25 protein-coding genes, 1 tRNA gene and 1 other annotated feature are annotated in these 23,484 nt (G+C 68.7%); of the genes, 12 read left to right on the top strand and 14 right to left on the bottom strand.

The annotated features are described in order from the left end of the window. Window positions 1–85: 85 nt before the first annotated feature. Genes flhB through fliQ form a run of 3 tightly spaced genes read right to left on the bottom strand, consistent with a single transcriptional unit; the run spans window position 86 to window position 2,196 of the window. Window positions 86–1,162, bottom strand: a complete 1,077-nt coding sequence (gene flhB, locus ACW174_RS09790) for a flagellar biosynthesis protein FlhB (RefSeq protein ID WP_492014242.1) — start codon at window positions 1,160–1,162, stop codon at window positions 86–88. Next, the gene (fliR, locus tag ACW174_RS09785) at window positions 1,155–1,925 is read right to left on the bottom strand and encodes a flagellar biosynthetic protein FliR (protein WP_492014241.1); all 771 of its coding nucleotides are present in this window, start codon (window positions 1,923–1,925) and stop codon (window positions 1,155–1,157) included. Before fliR ends, flhB begins: the two co-directional genes overlap by 8 nt. 7 nt (window positions 1,926–1,932) lie before the next feature. Next, window positions 1,933–2,196 carry a flagellar biosynthesis protein FliQ gene (gene fliQ / locus ACW174_RS09780; protein ID WP_492014240.1) on the bottom strand — a complete coding sequence of 88 codons (264 nt, stop codon included), beginning with the start codon at window positions 2,194–2,196 and terminating at the stop codon, window positions 1,933–1,935. A gap of 132 nt (window positions 2,197–2,328) precedes the next feature. On the opposite strand from fliQ, the gene folE reads away from it, so the two are divergent. Then, window positions 2,329–2,904 carry a GTP cyclohydrolase I FolE gene (folE, locus tag ACW174_RS09775; protein WP_492014239.1) on the top strand — a complete coding sequence of 192 codons (576 nt, stop codon included), beginning with the start codon at window positions 2,329–2,331 and terminating at the stop codon, window positions 2,902–2,904. A 12-nt stretch (window positions 2,905–2,916) separates the two neighbouring features. Here folE and ACW174_RS09770 read toward each other — a convergent pair whose 3' ends face one another. Continuing rightward, window positions 2,917–4,398, bottom strand: coding sequence for a SulP family inorganic anion transporter (locus ACW174_RS09770; RefSeq protein WP_492014238.1), 1,482 nt, complete (start codon window positions 4,396–4,398; stop codon window positions 2,917–2,919). Window positions 4,399–4,449: 51 nt separating this feature from the next. Next, window positions 4,450–4,502 (bottom strand) — a sequence feature (sul1 is cis-regulatory element that is thought to sense ions involved in sulfur or methionine metabolism; They are found in Alphaproteobacteria). A gap of 82 nt (window positions 4,503–4,584) precedes the next feature. Here ACW174_RS09770 and ACW174_RS09765 point away from each other — a divergent pair. Continuing rightward, on the top strand, window positions 4,585–5,733 hold the full coding sequence (locus ACW174_RS09765) for an acyltransferase family protein (RefSeq protein WP_492014237.1): 1,149 nt from the start codon (window positions 4,585–4,587) through the stop codon (window positions 5,731–5,733). A gap of 3 nt (window positions 5,734–5,736) precedes the next feature. Here ACW174_RS09765 and ACW174_RS09760 read toward each other — a convergent pair whose 3' ends face one another. From ACW174_RS09760 to flgB, 4 genes are all read right to left on the bottom strand, one after another. Continuing rightward, window positions 5,737–6,120, bottom strand: coding sequence for a VOC family protein (locus tag ACW174_RS09760; RefSeq protein WP_492014236.1), 384 nt, complete (start codon window positions 6,118–6,120; stop codon window positions 5,737–5,739). 81 nt (window positions 6,121–6,201) lie between these two features. Beyond that, window positions 6,202–6,501 carry a flagellar hook-basal body complex protein FliE gene (fliE, locus tag ACW174_RS09755; protein ID WP_492014235.1) on the bottom strand — a complete coding sequence of 100 codons (300 nt, stop codon included), beginning with the start codon at window positions 6,499–6,501 and terminating at the stop codon, window positions 6,202–6,204. A 10-nt stretch (window positions 6,502–6,511) separates the two neighbouring features. Continuing rightward, complete coding sequence (gene flgC / locus ACW174_RS09750; protein ID WP_492014234.1) at window positions 6,512–6,931, bottom strand: flagellar basal body rod protein FlgC; 420 nt, start codon at window positions 6,929–6,931, stop codon at window positions 6,512–6,514. Window positions 6,932–6,948: 17 nt separating this feature from the next. Continuing rightward, window positions 6,949–7,356, bottom strand: a complete 408-nt coding sequence (gene flgB, locus ACW174_RS09745; RefSeq protein WP_492014233.1) for a flagellar basal body rod protein FlgB — start codon at window positions 7,354–7,356, stop codon at window positions 6,949–6,951. A 144-nt stretch (window positions 7,357–7,500) separates the two neighbouring features. Here flgB and ACW174_RS09740 point away from each other — a divergent pair, with 144 nt between their 5' ends. From ACW174_RS09740 to ACW174_RS09730, 3 genes are read left to right on the top strand one after another with little or no spacing between them, the layout of a single operon-like run. Then, window positions 7,501–7,776, top strand: a complete 276-nt coding sequence (locus ACW174_RS09740; protein ID WP_492014232.1) for a flagellar biosynthetic protein FliO — start codon at window positions 7,501–7,503, stop codon at window positions 7,774–7,776. A gap of 20 nt (window positions 7,777–7,796) precedes the next feature. Beyond that, entirely contained in the window at window positions 7,797–8,585 is a 789-nt protein-coding gene (gene fliP, locus ACW174_RS09735; RefSeq protein ID WP_492017266.1) for a flagellar type III secretion system pore protein FliP, read from the top strand. Window positions 8,586–8,645: 60 nt separating this feature from the next. After that, complete coding sequence (locus ACW174_RS09730) at window positions 8,646–8,984, top strand: HU family DNA-binding protein (protein WP_492014231.1); 339 nt, start codon at window positions 8,646–8,648, stop codon at window positions 8,982–8,984. Window positions 8,985–9,016: 32 nt separating this feature from the next. On the opposite strand, the gene ACW174_RS09725 is transcribed toward ACW174_RS09730, so the two are convergent. Continuing rightward, window positions 9,017–11,875, bottom strand: a complete 2,859-nt coding sequence (locus ACW174_RS09725) for a tetratricopeptide repeat protein (RefSeq protein ID WP_492014230.1) — start codon at window positions 11,873–11,875, stop codon at window positions 9,017–9,019. 154 nt (window positions 11,876–12,029) lie between these two features. Between ACW174_RS09725 and ACW174_RS09720 the strand changes: the two genes are divergently transcribed. Further along, window positions 12,030–12,437 carry a DUF983 domain-containing protein gene (locus ACW174_RS09720; RefSeq protein WP_492014229.1) on the top strand — a complete coding sequence of 136 codons (408 nt, stop codon included), beginning with the start codon at window positions 12,030–12,032 and terminating at the stop codon, window positions 12,435–12,437. A gap of 4 nt (window positions 12,438–12,441) precedes the next feature. Here ACW174_RS09720 and ACW174_RS09715 read toward each other — a convergent pair whose 3' ends face one another. The 4 genes from ACW174_RS09715 to ACW174_RS09700 all read right to left on the bottom strand — a co-directional run bounded on the left by ACW174_RS09715 (window position 12,442) and on the right by ACW174_RS09700 (window position 16,921). After that, window positions 12,442–14,031: a sensor histidine kinase gene (locus ACW174_RS09715; protein WP_492014228.1), complete on the bottom strand. Its 1,590-nt coding sequence runs from the start codon at window positions 14,029–14,031 to the stop codon at window positions 12,442–12,444. Then, window positions 14,028–14,738 carry a response regulator gene (locus tag ACW174_RS09710; protein ID WP_492014227.1) on the bottom strand — a complete coding sequence of 237 codons (711 nt, stop codon included), beginning with the start codon at window positions 14,736–14,738 and terminating at the stop codon, window positions 14,028–14,030. Before ACW174_RS09710 ends, ACW174_RS09715 begins: the two co-directional genes overlap by 4 nt. 2 nt (window positions 14,739–14,740) lie before the next feature. Continuing rightward, a complete protein-coding gene (locus ACW174_RS09705; protein WP_492014226.1) occupies window positions 14,741–16,351 on the bottom strand; it encodes a DUF4153 domain-containing protein in 1,611 nt (536 codons plus the stop codon). Between the two features lie 493 nt (window positions 16,352–16,844). Next, window positions 16,845–16,921 (bottom strand) — tRNA-Arg (locus tag ACW174_RS09700). Window positions 16,922–17,229: 308 nt separating this feature from the next. On the opposite strand from ACW174_RS09700, the gene ACW174_RS09695 reads away from it, so the two are divergent. Beyond that, window positions 17,230–19,716, top strand: a complete 2,487-nt coding sequence (locus tag ACW174_RS09695) for a helicase-related protein (RefSeq protein WP_492014225.1) — start codon at window positions 17,230–17,232, stop codon at window positions 19,714–19,716. After that, window positions 19,713–19,994, top strand: a complete 282-nt coding sequence (locus ACW174_RS09690; protein ID WP_492014224.1) for an RNA-binding S4 domain-containing protein — start codon at window positions 19,713–19,715, stop codon at window positions 19,992–19,994. The genes ACW174_RS09695 and ACW174_RS09690 overlap by 4 nt, the downstream gene beginning before the upstream one ends. On the opposite strand, the gene ACW174_RS09685 is transcribed toward ACW174_RS09690, so the two are convergent. Beyond that, complete coding sequence (locus tag ACW174_RS09685) at window positions 19,978–20,607, bottom strand: YceI family protein (protein WP_492014223.1); 630 nt, start codon at window positions 20,605–20,607, stop codon at window positions 19,978–19,980. The genes ACW174_RS09690 and ACW174_RS09685 overlap by 17 nt on opposite strands. Before the next feature lie 151 nt (window positions 20,608–20,758). Between ACW174_RS09685 and fdxA the strand changes: the two genes are divergently transcribed. From fdxA to ACW174_RS09665, 4 genes are all read left to right on the top strand, one after another. Next, a complete protein-coding gene (gene fdxA / locus ACW174_RS09680; RefSeq protein ID WP_492014222.1) occupies window positions 20,759–21,100 on the top strand; it encodes a ferredoxin FdxA in 342 nt (113 codons plus the stop codon). Between the two features lie 315 nt (window positions 21,101–21,415). Then, window positions 21,416–21,958: a CarD family transcriptional regulator gene (locus ACW174_RS09675; RefSeq protein WP_492014221.1), complete on the top strand. Its 543-nt coding sequence runs from the start codon at window positions 21,416–21,418 to the stop codon at window positions 21,956–21,958. 198 nt (window positions 21,959–22,156) lie between these two features. Further along, complete coding sequence (locus ACW174_RS09670) at window positions 22,157–23,104, top strand: DUF808 domain-containing protein (RefSeq protein ID WP_492014220.1); 948 nt, start codon at window positions 22,157–22,159, stop codon at window positions 23,102–23,104. A 99-nt stretch (window positions 23,105–23,203) separates the two neighbouring features. Beyond that, window positions 23,204–23,455 carry a hypothetical protein gene (locus tag ACW174_RS09665; RefSeq protein WP_492014219.1) on the top strand — a complete coding sequence of 84 codons (252 nt, stop codon included), beginning with the start codon at window positions 23,204–23,206 and terminating at the stop codon, window positions 23,453–23,455. Window positions 23,456–23,484: the final 29 nt, after the last annotated feature.

Here is a 23,484-nt window from a genome sequence, read left to right as displayed (position 1 = left end):
CCCGATACTCACGGGACACTGATCCGACCCGCTGGGCAGAAAATGCCGGGCACGTGGTAAACGACGCGTTAAGACCCGTGAACGATCAGCGGTTTCGCCGTTTGCCCATGACGAATCCGATCACCTTGGCCGCAGCCTCGAAATGCTCGCGCGGGATGGTTTCGTCGATATCCACAGCCGCATAGAGGGCGCGGGCCAGCGGCACGTTCTCGATAATCGGCACATTGTGCTCGCGCGCCACTTCCCGGATGCGCAGGGCCAGGGCGTCGACGCCCTTGGCCACACAGATGGGGGCGGCGTCGCCCTGATCCGGCTCGTAACGCAGGGCGACGGAATAGTGGGTCGGGTTGGTGACGATGACCGTGGCCTTGGGCACGTTCTGCATCATCCGCTGGCGGCTGCGCTGGGCGCGGATCTGCTTCAGCTTGGCCTTGACGTGCGGATCCCCCTCGGACTGCTTGTAGTCTTCCTTCAACTCTTCCTTCGACATCCGCATCCGCTTGTTGAAGCTGAAGCGCTGCCACAGATAGTCGGCGCCGGCGGTGAAGCTGAGGAAGATCAGCGCGGCGCTCATCAGGGCGATGGCCAGGTCGCGGCTCAGCGGCAGGATGGCCGCCGGCGGCATGGCGACCAGGTTCTCGAACTCGCGCACATGCGGCTTCATCACCATCCAGCAGATGGCGCCGATGGCGAGCAGCTTGATGAAGGTCTTGATGAACTGGACCAGTCCGTCCGCGCCGAAGATGCGTTTGAACCCCGCCATCGGACTGACCCGGTTCCACTGGGGTTTCAGCTTTTCACCGCTGAAGATGAGGCCCGACTGGGCCAGGTTGCCGCCCGCCCCGCCGATGATGGTCGCCAGCATGACGGCGCCCAGGAAGGGGGCGATGGCCCACAGGGCCTGCCCCCCGATCTCCACGCCCGCTCCGGCTTCGAGACCGCCGATCATGGTGTGCGGGGCCGCGATGAAGGGCAGCAGGTCGCGCGCGATATTGCCTGCGAACATGCCGCCCAGCGTCAGCACCACCGCCGCCGCCCCCAGCAGGGACAGGGCCGAGCCGACGTCGGCGGACTTGGCGACATCCCCCTTGGCCCGCGCGTCGGCTAATTTTCGGGGGGTGGCTTCTTCTGTCTTCGACTCGGGATCGGCGCCTTCAGCCACCGGCGCCTCCCGCGAAGAGCTGGGCCAGGGCGCGATAGCGGTCGATGAAGACCGTACCGACCACGCCGAGACTCAGGGCGAACACCGACAGGCCGAGGATGACGCTGAGCGGCGCCGCGGCGAAGAAGACCTGGAACGACGGCATCACCCGCGCGACCAGGCCCGAGGCCAGGTTGAAGATCAGGGCGAAGACCAGCACCGGCGCCGACAGCTGGACGCCCAGCATGAAGCTGTCGCCGAGGGTCCGGATGGCCAGGGTGGCGAAATCGCCGGTCATCAGCGGCTTGGCGGGGGCGATCAGCTCATAGGATCCGACCAGCCCGGCGATGAACAGGTGATGGGTGTTGGTCGCGAAGATCAGGGTGGTGCCCAGCACCATCAGGAAGGCCGAGATGGTCGAACCCGGCTGGGCCTGAAGCGGGTTGGCGGTCTGGGCGAAGCTGAGGGTGGTCTGCAGGGAGACGATCTCGCCCGCGGTGGACAGGGCGGTCATGAAGCTGCGCAGCAGGGCGCCCATCATCAGGCCGACGATCACCTCGCGGATGATCCAGCCCGCCATCCCGCCCAGCGTCGCCGGAAGCCCGGGCAGGCCGCCGGCCACGACCGGCCAGAGGGCCAGGGTGACGACCAGGGCGAAGGCCAGGCGGATGCGCGGCGGCACATAGCTTTCGCCCACGCCGGGCAGCATCAGCAGCACCGCGCCGATCCGTGCGAAAATCAGCGCGCCCTGCCAGACCTGTTCTGATGTGGCGTAGGGCTCCACCGGCCGATCACATGCCGGCGATGCGCGCGGCGATGGTCCGCATGAAGCCGCCCAGCAGGGCGCCCATCAGCGGCAGGAACAGCAACAGGGAGACGAAGATGGCGATGATCTTGGGCGCATAGATCAGGGTCTGCTCCTGAATCTGCGTCAGGGCCTGGACCAGTCCGATCACCACGCCGACCACCAGACCCACCAGCAGGATCGGTGTGCACAGCTGGATCGTCAGCCAGAGGGCGTCGCGACCCACATCCAGAACTTCTGCGCCGCTCATTCCACGCTCCACCAGCCACAGAACGCGCGGCCGAACCGGGCAAGAAATGCCGGGGGTGTGGTTAACAAGGCGTTAGTGATGCGCTTGGGTTTCTCCCTCCCCTTCCCCGGATTGGGACGTTATAGGCATGCCATGACCAAGCCGAGCATCACCCAGGCCGACGCCGAAGCCGCCGTTCGCACCCTCATCGAATGGGCCGGGGACAATCCCGATCGCGAAGGCCTGCTGGACACGCCCGCGCGCGTCGCCCGCAGCTATCGCGAGCTCTACGAAGGCTATGAGGTCGATCCGCGCCAGTATCTGGAGCGCACCTTCCAGGAGGTCGGCGGCTACAACCAGATGGTCGTGCTGAAGGACATCCGTTTCGTCAGCGCCTGCGAGCATCACATGCTGCCGGTCGTCGGCGTGGCCCACGTCGGCTATCTGCCGACCGATCGCGTGGTCGGCATTTCCAAGCTGGCCCGCGTGGTGCGCGGCTTCGCCCGACGCCTGCAGATCCAGGAGAAGATGACCTCCGAGATCGCCCTGGCCATCGAGGAGGTCCTGCGGCCCCAGGGCGTGGGCGTGGTCATCGAGGCCGAACACAGCTGCATGACCCTGCGCGGCGTCAACGCCCCGGGCGCCAGCCTGACCACCAGCCACCTGAGCGGCGTGATGCGCGACGACCCCCGCACCCGCGAGGAATTCCTGCGCCTGACGCGGAAGTAGGGACCGCGGCCCCTAGTGGGCCGCGCCCGCCGGCAGGTGCGCCTTGTCATGCCGGCCGACCCGGTCAATCAGGGTCTGGCCGGCCGCGTTCATGCCGATGACCTCGACCTCCGCGCCCTGACGGCGATAGCGGAAGACCACCTTATCCACCGCGGCGACGCCGGTCAGGTCCCAGAGGTGGGCGCCGGTCATGTCGATCTCGACCCGCTTCGGGTGGCCGTGATGCTCGAAGGCGGCGGCGAAGACGTCTGACGAGGCGAAGAACAGCTGGCCGGTGACGCGGTAGCGCAGGACGCCGTCCTCGGGCGTTCCGATCTCCTCCACGACCACCGTCTTGCCGACCTTCCGCATGAAGAAGATCGCCGACAGGATCACCCCCAGCACCACACCCTTGGACAGGTCGTGGGTGGCGACCACCGTGACCGTCGTGGCGATCATGACGATGGACGACTGGAACGGGGTGGAACGGATATTCAGCACCGACTTCCAGTCGAAGGTGCCGACCGAGACCATGATCATCACCGCCACCAGCGCCGCCATCGGGATGCGCGCGACCCAGTCCTGAAGCACCAGGATCAGGAACAGCAGGAACAGCCCGGCCCACAGGGTCGACAGCCGACCGCGCGCGCCGCTGGTCACATTGATGATCGACTGGCCGATCATGGCGCACCCCGCCATGCCGCCGAACAGGGAGGCGGCGATGTTGGCGATGCCCTGCCCCCGCGTCTCGCGATCCTTGTCCGAGGGCGTGTCGGTGATGTCGTCCAGCAGGTTGGCGGTGAGCAGGGACTCCAGCAGGCCGACGAAGGCCAGGGTCGCCGCGATCGGCCCGATGATCGTCAGCGTCTCCCAGGTCAGGGGCACGGCCGGGAAGTGGAACATAGGCAGGGTCGAGGGCATCTGGCCCATGTCGCCCACGGTGCGCACGTCCAGCCCGGACCAGATGACGAAGCCGCTGAGCAGGACGATGGCCACCAGAGGCGACGGCACGGCCTTCGTCAGCCGCGGCAGGCCGTAGATGATGACCAGGGCCGCGCCGACCAGGGCGAAGGTCTGCCAGTTGGCGCCGATCAGCTCGGGCATCTGGGCCAGGAAGATCAGGATGGCCAGGGAGTTGACGAAGCCGGTCATGACGCTGCGGCTGACGAAGCGGATGTAGCGTCCCAGCTTGAGCAGGCCGACGCCGATCTGGAACACCCCGGTCAGCAGGGATGCGGCGAACAGATATTCCAGCCCATGGTCCCGAACGAGCGTGACCATGAGCAGCGCCATGGCGCCCGTGGCGGCCGAGATCATGGCGGGCCGACCGCCGACGATCGAGATGGTGACCGCGATGATGAAGCTGGCGTAGAGCCCCACCGCGGGATCGACCCCGGCGATGATGGAGAAGGCGATCGCCTCCGGAATGAGGGCCAGGGCGACGACCGTGCCGGCCAGAAGGTCACGGCGCGGATTGGCGAGCCATTGCTGGCGCGCGGAAGCGATGAGGGTCATGGAAAGTGTCTGTCGTTCGACCCGGCGGCGCATCGCGCTTCGACCGGATCCGGTTTCCCGAGGGATCGGCGCCCGGGGTAGCCACCCGATCAAACGGGTCCTTGTGACGCGCGTCAGATGCCCGAGTCATCAGCGGATAGCAACGGCCCACTCCTTGCGGCGCGGACCTCGAAAGAGAGTTTTGCCGTGCCCTGGACCGTGATTTCGACCCGTAATGAGACAGTCCCCATCGTTCGCGGTGGCTGGCTGGACGCGCTGCGTTTCATTGTGGCCAGCCTGATCATCCTGCACCATTTCCAGATGTCGGCGCCCGTGCCGCTGGCCGAGGGCCTGCATCCGGTGTTCGAGCGCGGCGGCTTCCTGCTGACCAACTTCTTCCTGATCGACAGCGGCTATGTGCTGATGCGGGTCTATGGCGCCTCGCTCGCCAAGGGGTCGATGTCGGCGGGCGACTTCTTCCTGAAGCGCTACCTGCGCGTCCTGCCCGCCCATCTGATCATGGTGGGGCTGCTGGTGGCGCTGGTCGTGGTCGGCGGCGCCCTCGGTTTCGCGCCGCGCGCGCCGGAGTGGTTCCGCTGGGACCAGCTGCCGGCGCAGGTCACCCTGACACAGGCGTTCGGCGTGCACGGCGGACTGGGCTGGAATGCGCCCAGCTGGTCGGTATCGGCCCTGATCGGCTGTTACCTGGCCTTCCCGTGGATCCTGCGCGGGCTGGTCAGGATGGGGCCGTGGAGCGTGCTGCTGAGCGGCGTCGGCCTCTACCTGCTGGCCAACCAGCTGACCTGGACCCTGTTGGGCTACCCCGTCTACCAGATGCCGATGGGCTTCGGCTTCTTCCGCGCCCTGCCCCTGTTCGTGCTGGGCATGTCGCTGGCCTGGTTCGCGCAGAAGGTCTGGATCGCCCCGAAGCCGGCGGGCTGGGCCGGGATCGGCGCCGCGTTGGCGCTGGCCTTCGTCCAGTATTTCGACAAGCACGCGCTCATCTCGCTGGCCTGTATCTCCACCATCATCCTGGCCGCCGGCGCGACGCCGACGCCGCGGCCGTCGAAATGGGTGGAGAAGGCCGCGCAGGTCTCGTTCTCGATGTTCATCACCAATGAGGTCGTGCGCATCGCCTGGTTCGGCGTCGCCAATGTCCTGATCGCGAAATTCGCCCTGCCCGCCACCGCGCAGTGGGCCCTGTGGTTCGCGGGCGTCGGCGCGGCCTTCGTCTTCGCCTTCCTGTTCCACACCGTCATCGACACCCCGATCCAGGACCGCATCCGCGGCTGGCTGAAATCGCGCCGTCGTCGCGCGACCCCGCCGCTGCAGCCCGTGGTCTCGATCGAGGGCTGACGCCTACATCCCCTCGATCAGGTGCAGGATGTTGCCGTCGGGATCCTTGAACCAGACCAGCTTGGCCGGTCCGGCCTCGTGGATGTCGCCGTTCAGCGTCATGCCCATGTCGGGATAGTGTTCGAACGTCACGCCCTTGGCGCGCAGGTCATCGACGACCGCGACGAGGTCGCCCTTCATGTCCCAGGTCACGGCGTTGGCCTTGTTCGTCCCGGCGAATTCCGACCGGTAGACGGTCAGCTGCGTGTCTCCGGTGCGAAACGTCAGCAGCCCGGCTTCCGCGTTCGACCCGATGAGGGTCAGCCCCAGCGTGTCCTCGTAGAAGCCGCGGGCGCGGGCGATGTCACCGACGGCGATGATGGCGGATGAACTGCGATCCTTGAGCATGGCGATCTCCTTTCATTGCGAAAGGCAGCGTCCGGGCCCGGGGCCGGTTCCCGGGGACAAGGGCCGTCGGTTCAGACGCCGTCAGATCGGCATCCGCATGATTTCCTGATAGGCCTGGATCACCTGATCGCGGACGGCCATGACCGTTTCCAGCGAGGCCTCGGCGGAGCTGACGGCGGTGACCACGTCGATCAGACTGCCCTGCCCCTGCACCGAAGCGGCCATCTGGCCCTCGGCGGCGCGCGAGGTCTGGGTCATGTCGCCCATGACATTGGTCAGCATCTCGGCGAAGCCGGACTGCTGCGGCCCTGCCGTCGGCGCGGTGGGCATGGCCCCGCCCTGGATCGCCGAATAGGCCTTGGCCGCCATCATGGGGTTCATGGCTCAGCCCTTATTTCTTGATCAGGTCGAGGGTGCGCGAATCCATCGACCGCGCCGTCTCGATAACATTGAGGTTGGCTTCGTAGGCGCGCTGCGCCTCGCGCATGTCCATCGCCTCGATCAGGGTGTCGACGTTGGGGCGCAGCACATAGCCCTCGGCGTTGGCCGCGGGGTGCGAGGGGTCGTACTCGGAGCGGAAGTCGCCCTGATCGGCGCGGACCTCCGCGAGGCTGACGCCGGTCGCGCCGTTGATCTCGCGCGCCTGGAAGACGGGGATCTGGCGACGATAGGGCTCGCCGCCGGGCGTCAGGGCGGTGGACTGGGCGTTGGCGATATTCTCGGCGATCACGCGCATGCGCGACTGCTGCGCCTTCAGGGCGCTGGCCGCGACGGCCATGGCGTTGTTTCGGGGCGAGACGGGATCAGGCATCGGCTATTCCCTCTGAATCAACGACCGGGCGCGCGGGCGGCGGTGCGGAGCATCTGCATGGACTTCTGGTAGAAGCCGATGGCGGCGTCATAGGCCATGCGGCTCTCGGCCATCTTCAGCATCTGCTCCTCGACCACGACCGCATTGCCGTCGAGCGTGGTTTCCGAATCGGGCGCCTTGACCGTGTCGAAGCGCGACGCCTGCTGTCCCGGCGGGGCGATGTGCATCGCGCTGGTGCGGGCCATCTGAAGCGCGCCGCCGCCGCGCATCGCCGCCGCGAAGTCGGCGGGCTGGTTCAGGTCGCGGCCGACGTAGCCGGGCGTGTCCGAGTTGGCGACGTTCTCGGCGATCACGCGCTGGCGCTGGTCCAGCCATGACAGGCGGCCCTTGATCTGGCTCAGCAGCGGAAGGTCGGTGAAGCCCACGGCGTCGGGTCTCCGGGCGCGGATCGCCCAAGGTGATGGGCAGAAAATGCCGCCTCCATGGTTAATGAGACGTTATCTCAACCCGCCGTTAACCATGATCGCCGAAGGGTGAGCCGCCGGAATCAGTCTTCGGCGGGGCCTCGCATGAATTTCCTCGACCTGCTCAGGGCCGTTTTCGCCCTGGCCTTCACCCTCGGCATCATCGGTCTGGCGGCCTGGGCCGCGCGACGCTACGCGCCGCAACTGCTGGCCAAGCTCAGCGCCGAGCGCGGCGAGCGCCGGATGCAGGTGGTCGAAACCCTGGTGCTGGACCCGGCCCGTCGGCTGGTTCTGGTCAAGGTCGACAGCGAGGAGCGCCTGATCCTGCTGGGCGAGGGTCGCGAACTGATCGAGCCGCGCGGACCGGAGGCGGGCCAGTGAGCCTGAAGGGCGTGTTCGTCATGCCGACGCGGGCCGAGTTGAAGCGCGCGGCACTGCTGTCGCTGTTCTCCACCCTGCTCTGTCTCGCCTTTCCGCTGGCGGCGCTGGCGCAGGACGTGGCCGGCGGCGCGGCGATCAATGTCGATCTGGGCACCGGCGCGGGGCTGACCGAACGGGTCGTCCAGCTGGTCGGCCTGATGACCGTTCTGTCGCTGGCGCCGTCCATCGTGATCATGACCACCAGCTTCGTGCGGATCGTGGTGGTGCTGTCCCTGCTGCGCACGGCGCTGGGCATGCAGCAGTCGCCGCCCAACGCGGTTCTGGTCTCCCTGGCCCTGTTCCTGAGCGCCATCGTCATGGCTCCGACCTGGCAGGACGCCTATGATTCGGGCATCCGCCCCCTGCTGGACCAGCAGATGGAGCTGCCTCAGGCCTTCGATGCGGCGTCAGAACCTGTGAAGACTTTCATGCTGGGTCAGGTCGACCCGGACGACCTCGCCCTGTTCACCCGACTGTCCCAGATCGAGGCCCCCGCGCAGGCCATCGACCTGCCCCTGCGGGTGGTCACTCCGGCGTTCATGATCAGTGAGCTGAAGCGGGCCTTCGAAATCGGATTTCTCCTTTTCGTTCCGTTCCTTGTGATCGATCTGGTGGTCGCCAGCGTGCTCATGTCCATGGGTATGATGATGTTGCCTCCGGTGGTGATTTCCCTGCCGTTCAAGCTGATCTTTTTCGTGCTCGTGGATGGCTGGAGACTGGTCGCCGGGAGCCTTGTCGAGAGCTTCCAGCGAGCGTCCGGTAGCGGATAAATCCCCATCCTGTGGGGGTTACAGCGGCAAAGCCGCTTGCCATGTCGGGAAAAAGCGGCGTTGATCCGTCCGTCGTCGCCCCTGACTCACGGGGCGAACTTAATCGGGAAACGACCCACAATGACCACTCAAGCCGAACTCATCGCCGCCGTCGCAAAAGACGCTGGTGTCAGCCAAGCCGATGCCGGCCGCGTTCTGGAAGCGATCGTGAAGAACATTCACAAGTCGCTGACCGACGGCGGCGACATCCGCATCTCGAACCTCGGCGTGTTCGACACCGCTGCCCGCGCTGCCCGCGAAGGCCGCAACCCGGCCACCGGCGCGACCATCAAGATCGCCGCCTCGAAGGCTGTCCGCTTCCGCGTCTCGAAGCCGCTGAAGGACGCCGTCAACGGCTAAACCTTTCGGCGGCGTGAGCCGCTGATGGTGATTCAGGAACGGGCGGGGGTCGCTGGGCGAGTCCCGCCCGTTTTCTGTCTGAGCTCGGCCTTCATCTCATTGACCCAGCCGGCGAAGGTGTCCGCCGACCGGCTGAGGGTGGTGAAGTCGCCGGCCGAGACCGTACCGTCCGTACCGCTCATCCCCTCGAGCGCGATCGACAGGGCGATCTTCGAACGGGCCCCGGCCACGAACGGACGATAGTTGCGCGACAGCCGACCCAGCCCGGCTGCGTCATTCGCCAGCGAATAGCCGACGCCGGCCCGGATCAGGCGGGCCTCTTCGTCGGCGCTGAGCGCCGTCGGGGTCTTGAAGCGCTCCCCCAGGGCGGCGTCGTACAGCGTCGCCGCCGCGCCCCAGTTTTCCTGCTTCCAGAAGATTTCGGCCTTCACCGCACTGGCATCGGACGAGGCGTCCGCGCCCAGCACTTCCAGCGCGTGGTCGTAGCGGCCCAGGTTCATCAGGGCGCGCGCCTCCAGCGCCCGCCGCTCCGCGTTCAGGGCGTTCGGCAGCAGGGTCGAGCGCGAACTCCAGATCGCCTGCAGGGCCTTCTCCGGCTGGCGGTCCATCAGATAGACGGTGGCCAGATCGGTCGCGACCTGCGCCTTGGCGACGCCTTCCAGCCGGGTGTCGACCTGATGCTTCAGCAGTTCGGCGGCCTGATCCAGCAGGTCCACGTCGATCAGGCGGCGGGCCAGACGACGCACCATCTCGTCGCCGTCGGCGCCGATGGGGGTCAGTTCCCGGAAATCATAGAACAGGCCCAGCGCCTGCACCGGCTGCAGCCCGTCCGCGCCGCCCTCGAGGAACAGCATGCGGAAGGCGTTGGCCAGGTCGAGGGACAGGTCCGCCGCGCCCGGCAGACGGTTCATCCGCCCGCCCGCGCCCTTCAGCGCGGTCAGCGCCTCGCGATACAGGCCCTGCGACAGGTACAGCTTGCCCAGCTCGCGGATGACCGAGAGCTCGGTGGCGTCGCCGCGCCAGCGCCAGCGCAGCGCCTCCAGCTCCTTGGCCGCCGCGTCCGGCTTCATCGTCCCGCGCGCCAGGGACAGGCGGATCAGGCCCAGTCGGGCGGGGACGGCGACATTGTCCAGCGGGGCGCGGCCGACGGCGGTGTAGACCGCCAGCGCCCGGTCGCCCATGCCGTCCTGCTCGAACAGCCGGGCCTGCACATTACGGGCGGCCAGCTGGTCGGCGGCGGGGGCGTTCTGGCTGAACACATAGCTCAGCAGGGCGCGCGCGGCCTCGGGGTCGCCGCTTTCCAGCGCGGCCTCGGCATGGGCGGCGCCGAAGCGGGCGCGCCAGGCGGGCGGGAAGTCGTCGACGGCGCCGGCCCCGGCGGCGAAGGCCTGACGCGCGGCGGCCCAGTCGCCCTGTTTCGAGGCGATATAGCCGCGCCACACGGCCGAGGCCGGGTCGCCGGCCACCGCGGCGGAGGCGAAGTCGGCCTGCGCCTCTTCGAGCCGCCCGATCGACGCACGCGCCGCGCCGCGCAGGCCGCGCAACTCAGGCTCGCCCGCCATGTTGGGCGCCTTGGCGACGATGGCGTTCAGCACGCCGATGGCCTCGTAGGACAGGCCCGATCCGGCGAGGAAGCGCGCGAAGGCCAGGCGGGCCTCTACGGGCGCGCGGGGATTGTCCCCGGCGGCTCCGGCCTCCTCGCCGGCGGCGTCCTGCAGCTGGCGATAGCGGGCGGCGAATCCGGCGTGGCCGGTGCTCTCCCAACCGGCCACGATCAGGCCGGGATATTTGCCCTTCTGCGGCGCGCCCGGCTCCGAGCTCGGCGCCTCCAGCGCGGCCGACGGCGCCGACAGGGTCAGGCCGCCCGGACGGCTGAGGGTGACCAGATCGCCATCGGCGCGGATGGCGAGGTCCGACACCAGGGTCTCGATCGCCAGACCATGCGCGCTCGGCAGGATCGTCATGTCGATCGTCTGGCGGCTATCGGCGAAGCCCTTGCCCGGCGCGCGGGCGGTGACGGCGGCGAAGCGGTCGCCGGCCATCGGGTCGGTCAGCCAGATCGCCTTGGTCGCCCCGGCCATGCGCGCGACCAGCGCGGGCTCGCCCGTATCATCCCGGTCGACGGTGACCCCGCCCGCCGAGGCCGCGGGTCCGCCGACGGTGACCGTCCAGGTCGCGCCGGTGGCGGTGGCGGAGACCCGCAGGGCGCGCGGCGCGGCGAGGCGGACGGCGACGTGGTCCGGCCCGGCGGTCCAGTGCGCGCCGGTCGCGGGTCCGAGATCCTTCGCCCCGTCCATGTCGAAACGGGCGGGCGTGTCGAACACCACCCAGACCGCGTCGCCCCGACGGAAGACGGCGGCGGCGACCGGCTGGTCCCATTTGAAGTCGAGGCTGACCTTGCCGGGCGCGACATGGGACACCACCGGCACGGTGGCGACCCGGGCCTGCTCCAGCGGGACGACCGGCGCTTCCGGGGCTGTGGCGTACAGGTTGACGAAGACCGCCCCGTCCGCCGCGCCGGTGCGGACATCCGCGCCCTCGGCCAGCGTCAGGATCAGTTCGGTGCCGCCCCGGACCGAGCGTGTCTCGACCTTCTCGACTCCCTTGGGCGGATCGACGCGCAGGCGCGACACGTCCGGCGCGGCGGTCGAGCCGATACGGACGACGACGGTGTTGCCCTCGCGGCGGATCTGCGACCGGGCCCCGATGACCCCGGCGAACTCGACACGGGTGAAGGTCTCATTGGCGCCGACGCGGATGGTGACGGGATCCAGCGGCCCCGCGCCCTCCTGGGCGTACAGGGGCGTCATGGGGGCGAGCACGACGGCGCCGGCCGCGGCGGCCGCCGCGGTCGTTCTCAGAATGCGCTTGCTGGTGCGGGCCCCGGACATACGCGCGCACACTCGCGCGTCTGCTCTTTAAGCACGGTTAACGGATGGTGACCGGCCCCCGGCCTTGGACAATTTGCCCACCGTGACAAACAGCCCGGCTTGCGGTCCGCCTGCAACAGGCCGACATCGGATCAACGAAGGAACCGGACCCGCCATGAGCGACCCCGTCTACCCGCCTCTCAGCACCCTGAAGACCGGCCTGCGCTGCCGCTGCCCCCGCTGTGGCGAAGGTCCGTTGCTGCGCGGCTTCCTGACCATCCGCGACAACTGCCCGAACTGCGGCCTGGACTACAGCTTCGCCGATCCGGCGGACGGGCCCGCCTTCTTCGGCATGAGCCTGGTCGGCGTCGTCGGAATGGCGCTGTTCATGTGGTTCGAGTTCACCGTCCACCCGCCGATCTGGGTCCACATGGTCGTGACCATGCCCCTGCTGGCGCTCGGCTGCCTGGCCGTGCTGCGTCCGCTGAAGGGCTGGCTGGTGTCCGAGCAGTTCGTGCACAAGGCCGCCCCGCCCGAGTGGGAAAGCATCGGCAAGCACGGCGATGGCTCGAAGTGGAAGTGACGCCTCAGGCGTCGGCCACCGGCAGGCCGATCTCGAACACCGCCCCGGCCGCTGACGGCACGAGGTCCAGCGTCGCCTGATTGGCGGCCAGAAGGGCGCGGGCGATGGACAGACCCAGCCCCGCCCCGCCCTCGCTGCGGCGGGTGGTGAAGAAGGGCTCGAACACGCGGTGGTGGTCGGCGGGCGTCACGCCCGGGCCGTCGTCCGAAAGGGACAGGATCACCGTCTCGCCCGCCCGCCGCGCGGCGATCCGCACTGCCTTCGCCCCGGCCTGACGGCTGTTCTCCAGCATGGTCGAGACCACCACCTCCAGCGTCGCCTCGGGCGCGGCCACGGGCGGCAGATCGTCGGGCAGCTCCAGTGTGATGGTCAGCTCCGGCGAGCCCGCGTCGAGGGCTTTCCGCAGCGGCGGCTTCAGGTCCACCGACAGGCCCGCCTCGGGCCGCGCCATGTCCGCGCGCGCCAGATCCATCAACCGCGTCACCAGCGCCGACAACCGCCGGCCGTCGGCGGCGATGTTGTCCAGGAAGCGGCGACGCTCCTCCGGCTCCATGTCCTCGTGGTCCTGCAACAGTTCGACCGCGCCGTTGATTCCCGCCAGCGGGGTCTTGAACTCGTGGCTGACGGCGGCGGCGAAGTCGCGGAGGTAGCGGGAGCGGCGGTCGATGGCCTCGGCCATGACGCCGAAATCCTCGTAAAGGGTGCGGATCTCGATCGCGGCGGTGCTCGGCGGCGGCGGGACCTCCCCGCCCCCGGCGGCGACCTCACGCGTGACCCGGCTGAGACGTTCGATCGGCTTGGCGATGCCGCGCGACACCAGCACCGCCAGGAAGCCGATGAACCCCAGCACCCCGACCACGCCCAGCGCGATCTTGATGCGATCCTGATAGATCCCCCGGAACAGGGCGCGGGGCGAGCGCGAGACCAGCACCACCCCCTCCACCCGGCCGTTCACCACCACCGGCCGGGCGTGGTGGATACGCAGGCCCGACGCCCGGCTGAGCCACTCCATCGAATAGCGCGGGTGGTAGGAATCGTTGCGCCTCAGCACCGTATCCGCCCGTCCGGCCAGGGCCGCGCGGACCTCCGGTATGTCCTTCCAGCTACCGCCCTGTCCGAAGCCGCTGACCACCACGCCATTGCGGTCCAGCAGGATGATCGAGGCCAGGGTGGTGCGGCTGGTCTCCTGCATGATGGCGTCCAGCCGCGACCCGACCGCCATCGCGTCGGCGTCAGGCGCGCCCGCGGCCCGTGCCGGCGGACGGACGGGCAGGACCGGGGTCGAGCCCAGGTCGATGGTGGCCCCCTCCGGCTGATACCAGCCCGGCGTTTCGCGCTGCGCCTGCGTCGGAGCCGTCAGGCGCGTCCCTGGCCAGAGGGCCTCGGCCGTGGCCGTCAGGACCGCCGTCTGGGCCACCAGCTCGGCCTCGGTCTGGCGCACGAGGGTGTTCTCGTAGACCCGCAGGAAGATGCCCGCGAACCCCGGCAACAGGGCGGCGAACAGCAGCACAGACAGCAGGATGGTCCTCAGTCTCAACGCCGGCCAGTGCCGCCGGACGAACAGGCGGAACCGTCCCGGTGCCCCCTTCGTCACGCCGAGGCGCCGGCGCAGCGGCCGAGCTGATAGCCCAGCCCGGCCCGCGTCTCGACCACGTCCCCGCCGCCCACCGCCGCGAACTTGCCGCGCAGGTTGCGGATGTGGCTGTCGATGGTCCGGTCGGTCATGGCGAAGCCCGGTCCGTGGACCCGGTCGATGATGGCGTCGCGGGTGAAGACCATGCGCGGCTGGGCGGCCAGCACCCGCACGATGGCGAACTCCGTCACCGTCAGCGGCACCTCGGCCCCGCCCCAGGCGGCGCGCCAGCCCTCGGCGTCCAGCGACAACTGGCCGTGGCTCACCGCGCCCGACGGCAGGGGCGCGGGCGTCCGCGCCGTGCGTCGCAGGATGGCCGCCACGCGGGCCACCACCTCGCGCGGGCTGAACGGCTTGGTGACATAGTCGTCGGCGCCCAGTTCGATGCCCAGGATGCGGTCGAACTCATCGTCCCGCGACGACAGGAACAGCACCGGGGTGTCGCCCCTGGCCCGCAGGCGACGGCAGGTCTCGATCCCGTCCATGCGCGGCATGTTGATATCCAGCACCACCAGATCGGACGGGTGGGCGTCCAGATCGATCAGGGCCGCCTCCCCGTCCGCCGCCTCGCGCGTGGCCAGTCCCGCCTTGCGCAGGGCGAAGGTCAGAAGGTCGCGAATGTGGGGGTCGTCATCGACCACCAGAACAGTGCGTTGCATGATCGCCATGTTCAGGCTCCCGGGGCGGAGGTCAACGGTGTGAGGACGGACTCCTGCGGCGGCATCGCCACCGGAGGCGGGACGTCCGGCGGGGTCGGCGGGGGCGGCGGGGGCCGCAGGCGACCGTCCCAGTCGCGGCTGCCGGGCGCCGGCGGCGTCAGCGGGCGGCTCGCGGTCAGGGCCCGGACCCGCGCCAGTCGCCGTTCCCCCCGCCAGGTCCAGCTGCGCCAGTCCGACTGGCGGCGCCTCAGGTCGAACAGGATCGGCTGGCGCACGGCGGCCAGACGGTCACGCAGCGCCGGGTCGTCCGTCGTCCGCTCCAGCTCGACCAGAGACACCAGCGCCGGCTCGCCCAGCGAGTGCAGATAGCCCACGTCGAGGACCGCGCCCGTGCCGTCCACCTCCCGCCCATGCTTCACGTTCCAGGACGCCGCCACGGCGCCCAGATCGATCGTGCTGACGGCCGCCAGCACGACCAGCACCAGCTTCACATTGGCGTCGATCAGCCAGTGGCCGTCCTTGTTCTTCAGCAGGCGCCAGCCGATCAGCAGCAGGCCGATCCCGACCAGCACCATCCAGAGCATGGCCGCGATGCGGAAGCGGGTCAGGGCATAGCCCTCGACATAGTCCGCCGTGCGCAGCAGGGCCGAGGCGACCAGCACCATGTTCTGCCCGACCCACAGGGTCACCAGCCCGCGCACCAGCGGCCGCTTCGCCGTTTCCGATCCGGGCCGCAGGGCGACCAGCACGAACAGGCCGGCCAGCAGGGCCGTGACGATCAGGGGATAGGCGCCGCGGTGCGCATAGTCCGCCAGCGTCATCTCCCCCGGCAGGGGCGCGCCGCTCCACAGGAAGGCGACGTCCAGCCCGTTCTGCAGGGCGAACAGGACGTTGAAGACCAGCAGCGACAGGGTGACGGAGGCGGGGTTGACCCCGGGAATGCGCCGCTCGCCCAGCGAGGGCAGGGCCTGCAGCCGCCGATACCAGCGCGGACGCAGGATCATCCCCACCAGGACCATGGCGATCAGCGAGCCGATCAGGCGCAGGATCGTGACGCCTGACAGCGGCGGCAGGCGCAGGGCGTCCAGCACGCCGGAGATCACCGGATTGGCCCGGGCGAACAGCAGCAGGAAGACCAGCCCGCCGATCATCGGCAGGGCCAGCAGCTTCAGCAGCGCCGCCGGCGACACCTTGCCCGACCGTCGACGCCGCAGCCGACCCAGCCGCACCAGATCCAGGATCGGCCCGACCAGCCCGACCGCGACATGGATGATGATCCGCTGCGCCCAGCGCCAGGCGGGCTCCGCCTCGCGCACCCGCGCCGACAGCACCGCCACGGTCAGAAGCAGGCCGAACATCAGCCAGCCCAGCCCGTCCGGCCGCTCGATCATCACCGCCGCCAGCGCCGCCGCCGCAAGGATGGCGAACAGGGCCCGCCGGTCCCGCAACAGGCCGCGCCGGACGACCAGCACCCCGACGATCCAGGCCGCCGCGAAGGCCCCGACGACGGCGCCCCACGGCGCGGACCAGAAGAACAGGGCGTTCGCCAGACCGGCCAGCAGGGCCGCGACCCCGACCTTCAGCCAGAACGACGCACGCGTGAATGGATGGGTGCTGAGCATGGACCTCCCCTTTGCTGAGGCGGTCGTTGTCGCGGGTCAGGGTTCAGGCGTGCGGGATCGGGGAAGGAGCCTCAGCGGAGGGGGTGTGCAGAAGCGGTGCAGGCGCCGCTCCGGCTTGCGGTCACTCAACCATGCGGCCGGCGCGAACCTGTACGCTTATGTGAAGGCGGATCCGGTGAAAAGAAAGAGACGCAAGATAAGATAAAATCAACAGGAATATACCCATATCCCATACCAGCGCCCTGGTACTTTTTATAATCAATAGCGCTAGTTTTACTTCTTTCGCTTCCACTTGTTGCATGGAGCGCAAGAAACATACTGACCAGCTATATTGATGTAATTGTTTGGGGCTGGGGAGCCTGGTCGCTACTCACCATTTTTATGGGAGCAATTGCGTTCAAGAAAATCAGTATGATCTTCGGACTGCAGGCCGAAAATTCACTGAATAGCCCCCGCAAATTCAATGACCGCCGGTTGATATTCCCATGAAAACTGGCGACCCCGGCAGGACTCCAACCTGCGACCTCGGCTTTAGGAAAGCCTTGCTCTATGCAGCTGAGCTACGGGGCCATGGTCGGGTGAACTAGCGGAGCGCGACGCGTGACGGAAGCGGGGCGGCGGGGATTTCTTCCCGCCGCCCCTTTTTCTGGCCCGCCGCCTGTCGGGCCAGACCGTGCCGGCCGGAAAAGGGTTGTGGTTAATCGGCCTTAAGATACAATATCTTGTAGGGAACAAACCCCGAATCGGGCCGTGTCGGTGATTCGGTCCTGATTCGTTTCGCCCCTGTTCCGCTTCGGGACAGCCCGGCGTTTACCCCGGTCACGTCCGCGAGACTTCCGCTTGAGGAACTGCGCCGGAAGGGCCACCTTTCCACTGACATGAGTGATCGCGGCACAGGCCGGGCCCCGTCGCGCGTAACGGCGATCCTGGGCCCCACGAATACCGGCAAGACCCATCTGGCGGTCGAGCGGATGCTGGGTCACGCCTCGGGCATGATCGGCCTGCCGCTGCGTCTTCTGGCGCGCGAGATCTATGACCGCATCGTGCGCCAGCGCGGCGCCTCCAAGGTCGCCCTGATCACGGGCGAGGAGAAGATCGTCCCTGAGCGGCCGCACTATTTCGTCTGCACCGTCGAGGCCATGCCGCTGGAGCGGACGGTCGAATTCCTGGCCATCGACGAAATCCAGCTGGTCGCCGACCCCGAGCGCGGCCACGTCTTCACCCAGCGCCTGCTGCATGCCCGCGGCCGCGAGGAGACGATGTTCCTCGGCGCCGGCACGATGGCGCCGCTGATCCGGGCGCTGGTCCCCGATGTGGAGATCGTGTCGCGCGACCGGCTGTCGACCCTGTCCTATGCCGGGTCGAAGAAGCTGACCCGCCTGCCCCGCCGCAGCGCCATCGTCGCCTTCAGCACGGACCAGGTCTACGCCATCGCCGAGCTGATCCGGCGCCAGCGGGGCGGCGCCGCCGTGGTCATGGGCTCGCTCAGCCCCCGTACCCGCAACGCCCAGGTCGAGCTGTTCCAGTCGGGCGAGGTCGACTTCCTGGTCGCCACCGACGCCATCGGCATGGGGCTGAACATGGACGTGGACCATGTCGCCTTCGCGGGCCTGCGCAAGTTCGACGGCCGCCGCACCCGCTGGCTGTACGCCAACGAGATCGGCCAGATCGCCGGGCGCGCCGGTCGCCACCTGCGCGACGGCACCTTCGGCGTCACGGGCGAGGCGCTGGAGCTGGACCCCGATCTGGTCGAACAGGTGGTCGAGCATCGCTTCGATCCGGTCGAGAGCGCCGAGTGGCGCAACGCCCGGCTGGACTTCGACACCCTGAACGACCTGCTGCGCTCGCTGGTGGTCACGCCGAACACGCGCGGGCTGAACCTGACCGCCCCGGCGCTGGACGAGACCCTGCTGCGCCGCCTGATCAAGGATGAGGAGGTGGCCCGCATCGGCCGCTCGCGCGGCGCCATCATGCGCCTGTGGGAGGCCTGCCAGCTGCCGGACTTCCAGAAGACGACGCTGGATGAGCACGGGCGGCTGTCGAAGGAGATCTTCCAGGCCCTGACCGGCAAGCGCGGACGGCTGGTCGAGGACTGGATCGCGCCCCGCTTCGCCGAGCTGGACCGCGACGACGGCCAGATCGACCAGCTGTCGGCCCGGCTCAGCGGCGTTCGCACCCTCAGCTATATCGCCAACCGCCCCGACTGGCTGGATCAGGCCCAGGGCTGGCGCGACCGGACCAAGGCGCTGGAGGAGCGGCTGTCCGACGTCCTGCACGAACGCCTGACCGCCCGCTTCGTCGACCGGCGCACCACGGCCCTGATGCAGGCGCTGAACGTGCGCGGCGACGCCATGGCCCAGGTCGAGGACGAGACCGGCGAGGTCATCGTCGAGGGTCACTCCGTCGGCCGCCTGACCGGCATCGACTTCCAGATCGACAAGGGCTCGACCGCGCTGGAGGACCGCGCCCTGCGCCACGCCGCGCGCCAGGCGGTGACGCCGGAGATCGCCAAACGCCTGGGCCAGCTGGCCGCCGAGCCGGACGAGGCCTTTTCCGTCACCCCCGACGGCGCCGTGCTGTGGCGCGGGGCGCAGGCGGGGGTCATCACCGGCGGCGAGCCCTTCGCGCCGCGCATCCGCCTGCTCGGCGATCTCGGCGCCGTCGCGGCGCGCGAGCGGGCGACCAAAAGGCTGGAGGCCTGGCTGGCGGGCGAGTCCGGCCGGGCCCTGCGTCCCCTGCGCCGGCTGAAGACCGCGATCGAGAGCGGCAGCCTGAAGGGCCTGCCGCGCGGCATCGCCTTCCGCCTGCTGGAAGCCGGGGGCGTCATCGACCGGCGCGAGGTGGAGCGCGATCTGGCCGCCCTGTCGCAGGTCGAGCGCCGCACCCTGAAGGAGTTCGGCGTCCGCCTCGGCGCCCATTCCGTCTGGCAGCCCGCCCTGCTGAAGGACCGCGCCCGTGTGGTGGCCCAGGCCTTCATGGCGCGGGAGAACTTTCGCCCGAAACCGTCCGGGCTCAGCGTCCTGCCCGCGCCGCCGCCCTCGCCGCGGCTGTTGTCCGCCTTCGGCCTGCGCGCCGTCGGCCGCTTCGCCGCGCCGGTGGAGTTGCTGGAAGCCCTGTCCGAGCGCCGGTCAAAGGGCGACGGCAGGCTCTCGGATCGCGACCTGAAGGAGCTGCACATCTCGGCCGAAGAGGCGAAAGCCCTGTCGGCCGCGCTGAAGACCGTGCGCGCGCAGCAGCCGGATCGCGCCGATCGCGCGCCCAGGCCAGTGAAGGACTCGCCCTTCGCGGCGCTGGCCGCCCTGACGGCGCCGCCGCCTGCCCCCGCCCGGCGCAAGCGCCCCCGGCGACGCGCCACGCCCGAATGAGCGAGGCCTCGGTCCGTATCGATGTCTGGTTATGGCGCGCGCGGTTCGCGAAGACGCGGACGCTGGCGGCGGCGCTGGTCGAGAAGGGCGCCATCCGCCTGACCCATCAGGGCCGGCAGGTGCGGCTCGACAAGCCCAGCCGCGCCGTCCACCCCGGCGACCGGCTGGTCTTCGCCCTCGGCGGGCGGCTGGTCGATCTGGAAGTGATCGCCCTGGGTGAGCGGCGCGGGCCCGCCGAGGAAGCCCGCGCCCTCTACGATCTTACTGCTGAAGGGTGAATTCGCCCTCGAGGTGCAGCTTGACCTCGTCGCCCAGGCCCATCGGGATGCCGTAGTTGATGCCGAATTCCGAGCGCTTGATGGTGGCTTCACCGTCAAAGCCGGCCTTGTAGGTATTGCCCATCGACGGACCGGCCTGGTTGAACTCGACCTCGATGGTCACCGGACGCGTCACGCCGCGCAGGGTCAGGTCGCCGACCACGGTCGCCTCGTTGGCGTCATCGGCGTCCACGGTCACCGAGCGCGAGACGAAGGTCGCCGTCGGGTGATTGGCGGTGTCGAAGAAGTCGGCCGTCTGCAAGTGGCCGTTCAGCGCCGCATTGCCCGAGGCCACGTCGGCCAGCGGAATGGTCGCCGTCAGGGTCGAGGCCGAGGGGTTGGCGGTGTTCAGGCTCAGCTCAGCCTGCACGTTCACGAACTGGCCGGTGTAGGTCGAGAAGCCCATATGGCTGACCGACCAGGTGATCTTGCCGTGATCGGAATCCAGCTTGTACGCGCCCGCCGTGACTTCCGCCGGAACCTTGGTCAGCGCGGCCTGGGCCACGACCGCGCCGCCGGTCAGCAGGGCGACAGAGGCGACACCGACGGCGGCGTAGCGAAGGAAGGGACGCATGGGGCAAGCTCCGATAATCTGTAAGAGTGATGGATACTAAATAGCGGCTGACGCCACAGCCGCAACCCCGAAACACCCCATCCGGTTGACACTTCGTCCCACGAGGGTCATCTGCGCGTCCGCGCCCCTCACCGAACGCCTGCCCACATTCATGACCTACATCGTCACCGACGCCTGCGTGCGCTGCAAATTCATGGATTGCGTCGAGGTGTGCCCGGTCGACTGCTTCTATGAGGGCGAGAACTTCCTGGTCATCGCCCCGGACGAATGCATCGACTGCGGCGTCTGCGAACCGGAATGCCCCGTCGACGCCATCGTCCCCGACACCGAGGACGAGCCGGACGGCAAGTGGCTGCAGATCAACGCCGAATACGCCAAGGTCTGGCCCAACATCACCGTCAAGGGCGAGGCGCCGTCGGACAAGGAACAGTTCGAACGCGAAACCGGCAAGTTCGAGAAATATTTCTCGCCCGCGCCCGGCAAGGGCAGCTGAGCGCAGACACGGCGCGCTGCCCCGATCCGGAGAGGATTTCCACCCTTCTCCGCACTGACGCTGTGGACGTTTTGAAATTCCGCAGATTTGTGATAGGTTACTGTCATTGGGTCGGGCGGTCTGCGAAATCCTCGCGCCGCCCGCGTTTGCGACAGAATCCCATCCATGCAGGTGGGATCGGCCAGAGGTTGGGTGATACGTTTCCGCATTTGACGACCAGACAGACACCCCGGCGGAACCTGTTTCCGGCGGCTGTCAGCCTGTTCTCCGTGCGCCTTCGCCTCTCCCTCCCGCTGAGTCGGGAAAGGAAATGACATGACGAGCAAGACTGGTCTGGAATTCAAGGTAGGCGACGCGGTGGTCTATCCGGCGCACGGCGTCGGCAAGGTCGCGGCCGTCGAGACCCAGGAAATCGCGGGCATGTCGCTGGAGGTCTATGTCGTGACCTTCGACCACGAGAAGATGACCCTGCGCGTCCCGACCAAGAAGGCGAAGACCGCCGGCCTGCGTTCGCTGGCCGCCGACGACGTCGTGACCAAGGCGCTGACGACCCTCAAGGGCCGCGCCCGGGTCAAGCGGACCATGTGGTCGCGTCGCGCCCAGGAATACGAAGCCAAGATCAACTCGGGCGACCTGGTCTCGATCGCCGAAGTGGTCCGTGACCTGCACCGCGCCGACAGCCAGCCGGAACAGTCGTACTCGGAGCGTCAGCTGTACGAGTCGGCCTTGGACCGCATGGCCCGCGAAGTCGCCGCCGCCAACAAGATCGACAAGGACGCCGCCGTCGAACTGCTCGGCAAGTCCCTGAGCGCCAAGAAGGCCGCCGCCCCGGCCGCCGCCGAGGCCGAAGCCGCCTGATCGACGCGCATCGCTGAAAAGCCGAAGGCCCGGGAGCGATCCCGGGCCTTTTGTTTTGCGCGACGGACGGCGAGAGCGGCCTGCGTCGACAACAGCGTGGCTGCCCCCGCCGCCTCGCGACCGGCCTGACGCGCATCGACAGCCGCTCCGCCATCCCCTACCTCTGCCGACCTCCCTCTTCTGCCTCGCGGACCGCCCATGCCCTCCGGACTTATCGCCCTGCTCGACGACGTGGCGGGGATCGCCAAGCTGGCGGCGGCGTCGATTGATGATGTGGGCGCGGCGGCCGGCAAGGCCGGGGTCAAGGCGGCGGGCGTGGTGGTCGACGATGCGGCGGTGACGCCAAAATATGTCACCGGACTGGAGCCCAGCCGCGAGCTGCCGATCATCGGCAAGATCGCCATCGGCTCGATACGCAACAAGTTGCTGCTGATCCTGCCGGTCGCCCTGCTGCTGACCGCCTTCGCCCCCTGGGCCCTGACGCCCCTGCTGATGTGCGGCGGGACCTACCTCTGCTTCGAGGGGGCCGAGAAGCTGATGGAGATGTTCGGCGGCGGCCACGGTGAGGACGAGGCGCCCGTGCTCGACGACCCCGCCCATCTGGAAAAGAAGACGGTCTCCGGCGCGGTGCGCACCGATCTGATCCTGTCGGCCGAGATCATGGTCATCGCCCTGAACGACGTGGCCGACAGGCCGCTGGCGATCCAGGCCGGGGTGCTGATCGTCGTCGGCCTGGCGATGACCGTCGCGGTCTATGGCGCGGTGGGGCTGATCGTGAAGATGGACGACATCGGCCTGCATATGGCCCAGCGGTCCTCGCGCCTCAGCCAGACGGTCGGGCGCGGACTGGTCAAGGGCATGCCCGTGGTCATGTCGTCCCTGTCGGTGATCGGCACCGCCGCGATGCTGTGGGTCGGCGGCGGGATCCTGATGCACGGCGCCCATACCCTGGGCCTGCACTGGCCCGCCGTGCCGGTCGAGCATCTGGCCCACGCCATCGCCGGGGCCACGGGCCCGTTCGGCGGCCTGCTGGGCTGGCTGACCACCGCCCTGATCTCTGCCGTCATCGGGGTCGTCGTGGGCGGGGTGGTCGCGGTGGTTCTGCACCAGGCGATGAAGCTGAAACCGGGGCGAGCCGCCCACTAGCGTGGAGACACGCGAAAGTTATCCGTCAAGCCTATTTCCGATTGTACAGCCGCTCCGTCGTCTGCACCAATGCGGACCTTCACCAACGGAGGGTCTGACATGAAGCTCATCAAGTCTGTTGTGGTCACCGTGGCCTTGGCCGTGGCGGCCGTCGCCGGCGCCGCGTCGGCGGTTCCGCCGGGCCTGCTCTACGAGAAATTCTATTATAGCGACGCGACCTACACCACGGTCGTCGGGCATCAGCTGGATCGCTGCGTCAACGGCATCGTCGGCTCAGGCGTTCTGGCCGGTTCGAAGTCGGATTATGTGATCCAGACCGCCGCCGGCCAGTGCCCGGGCGGCTACTGGTAGGACCGGACCGTCTCCCGCCGCCGGGCCGG

The organism is Brevundimonas sp. AVps31 (genome assembly GCF_058681355.1).
The sequence above is the reverse complement of the archived record's forward strand: the minus strand, read 5'-3'. Positions and strand labels throughout refer to the sequence as shown.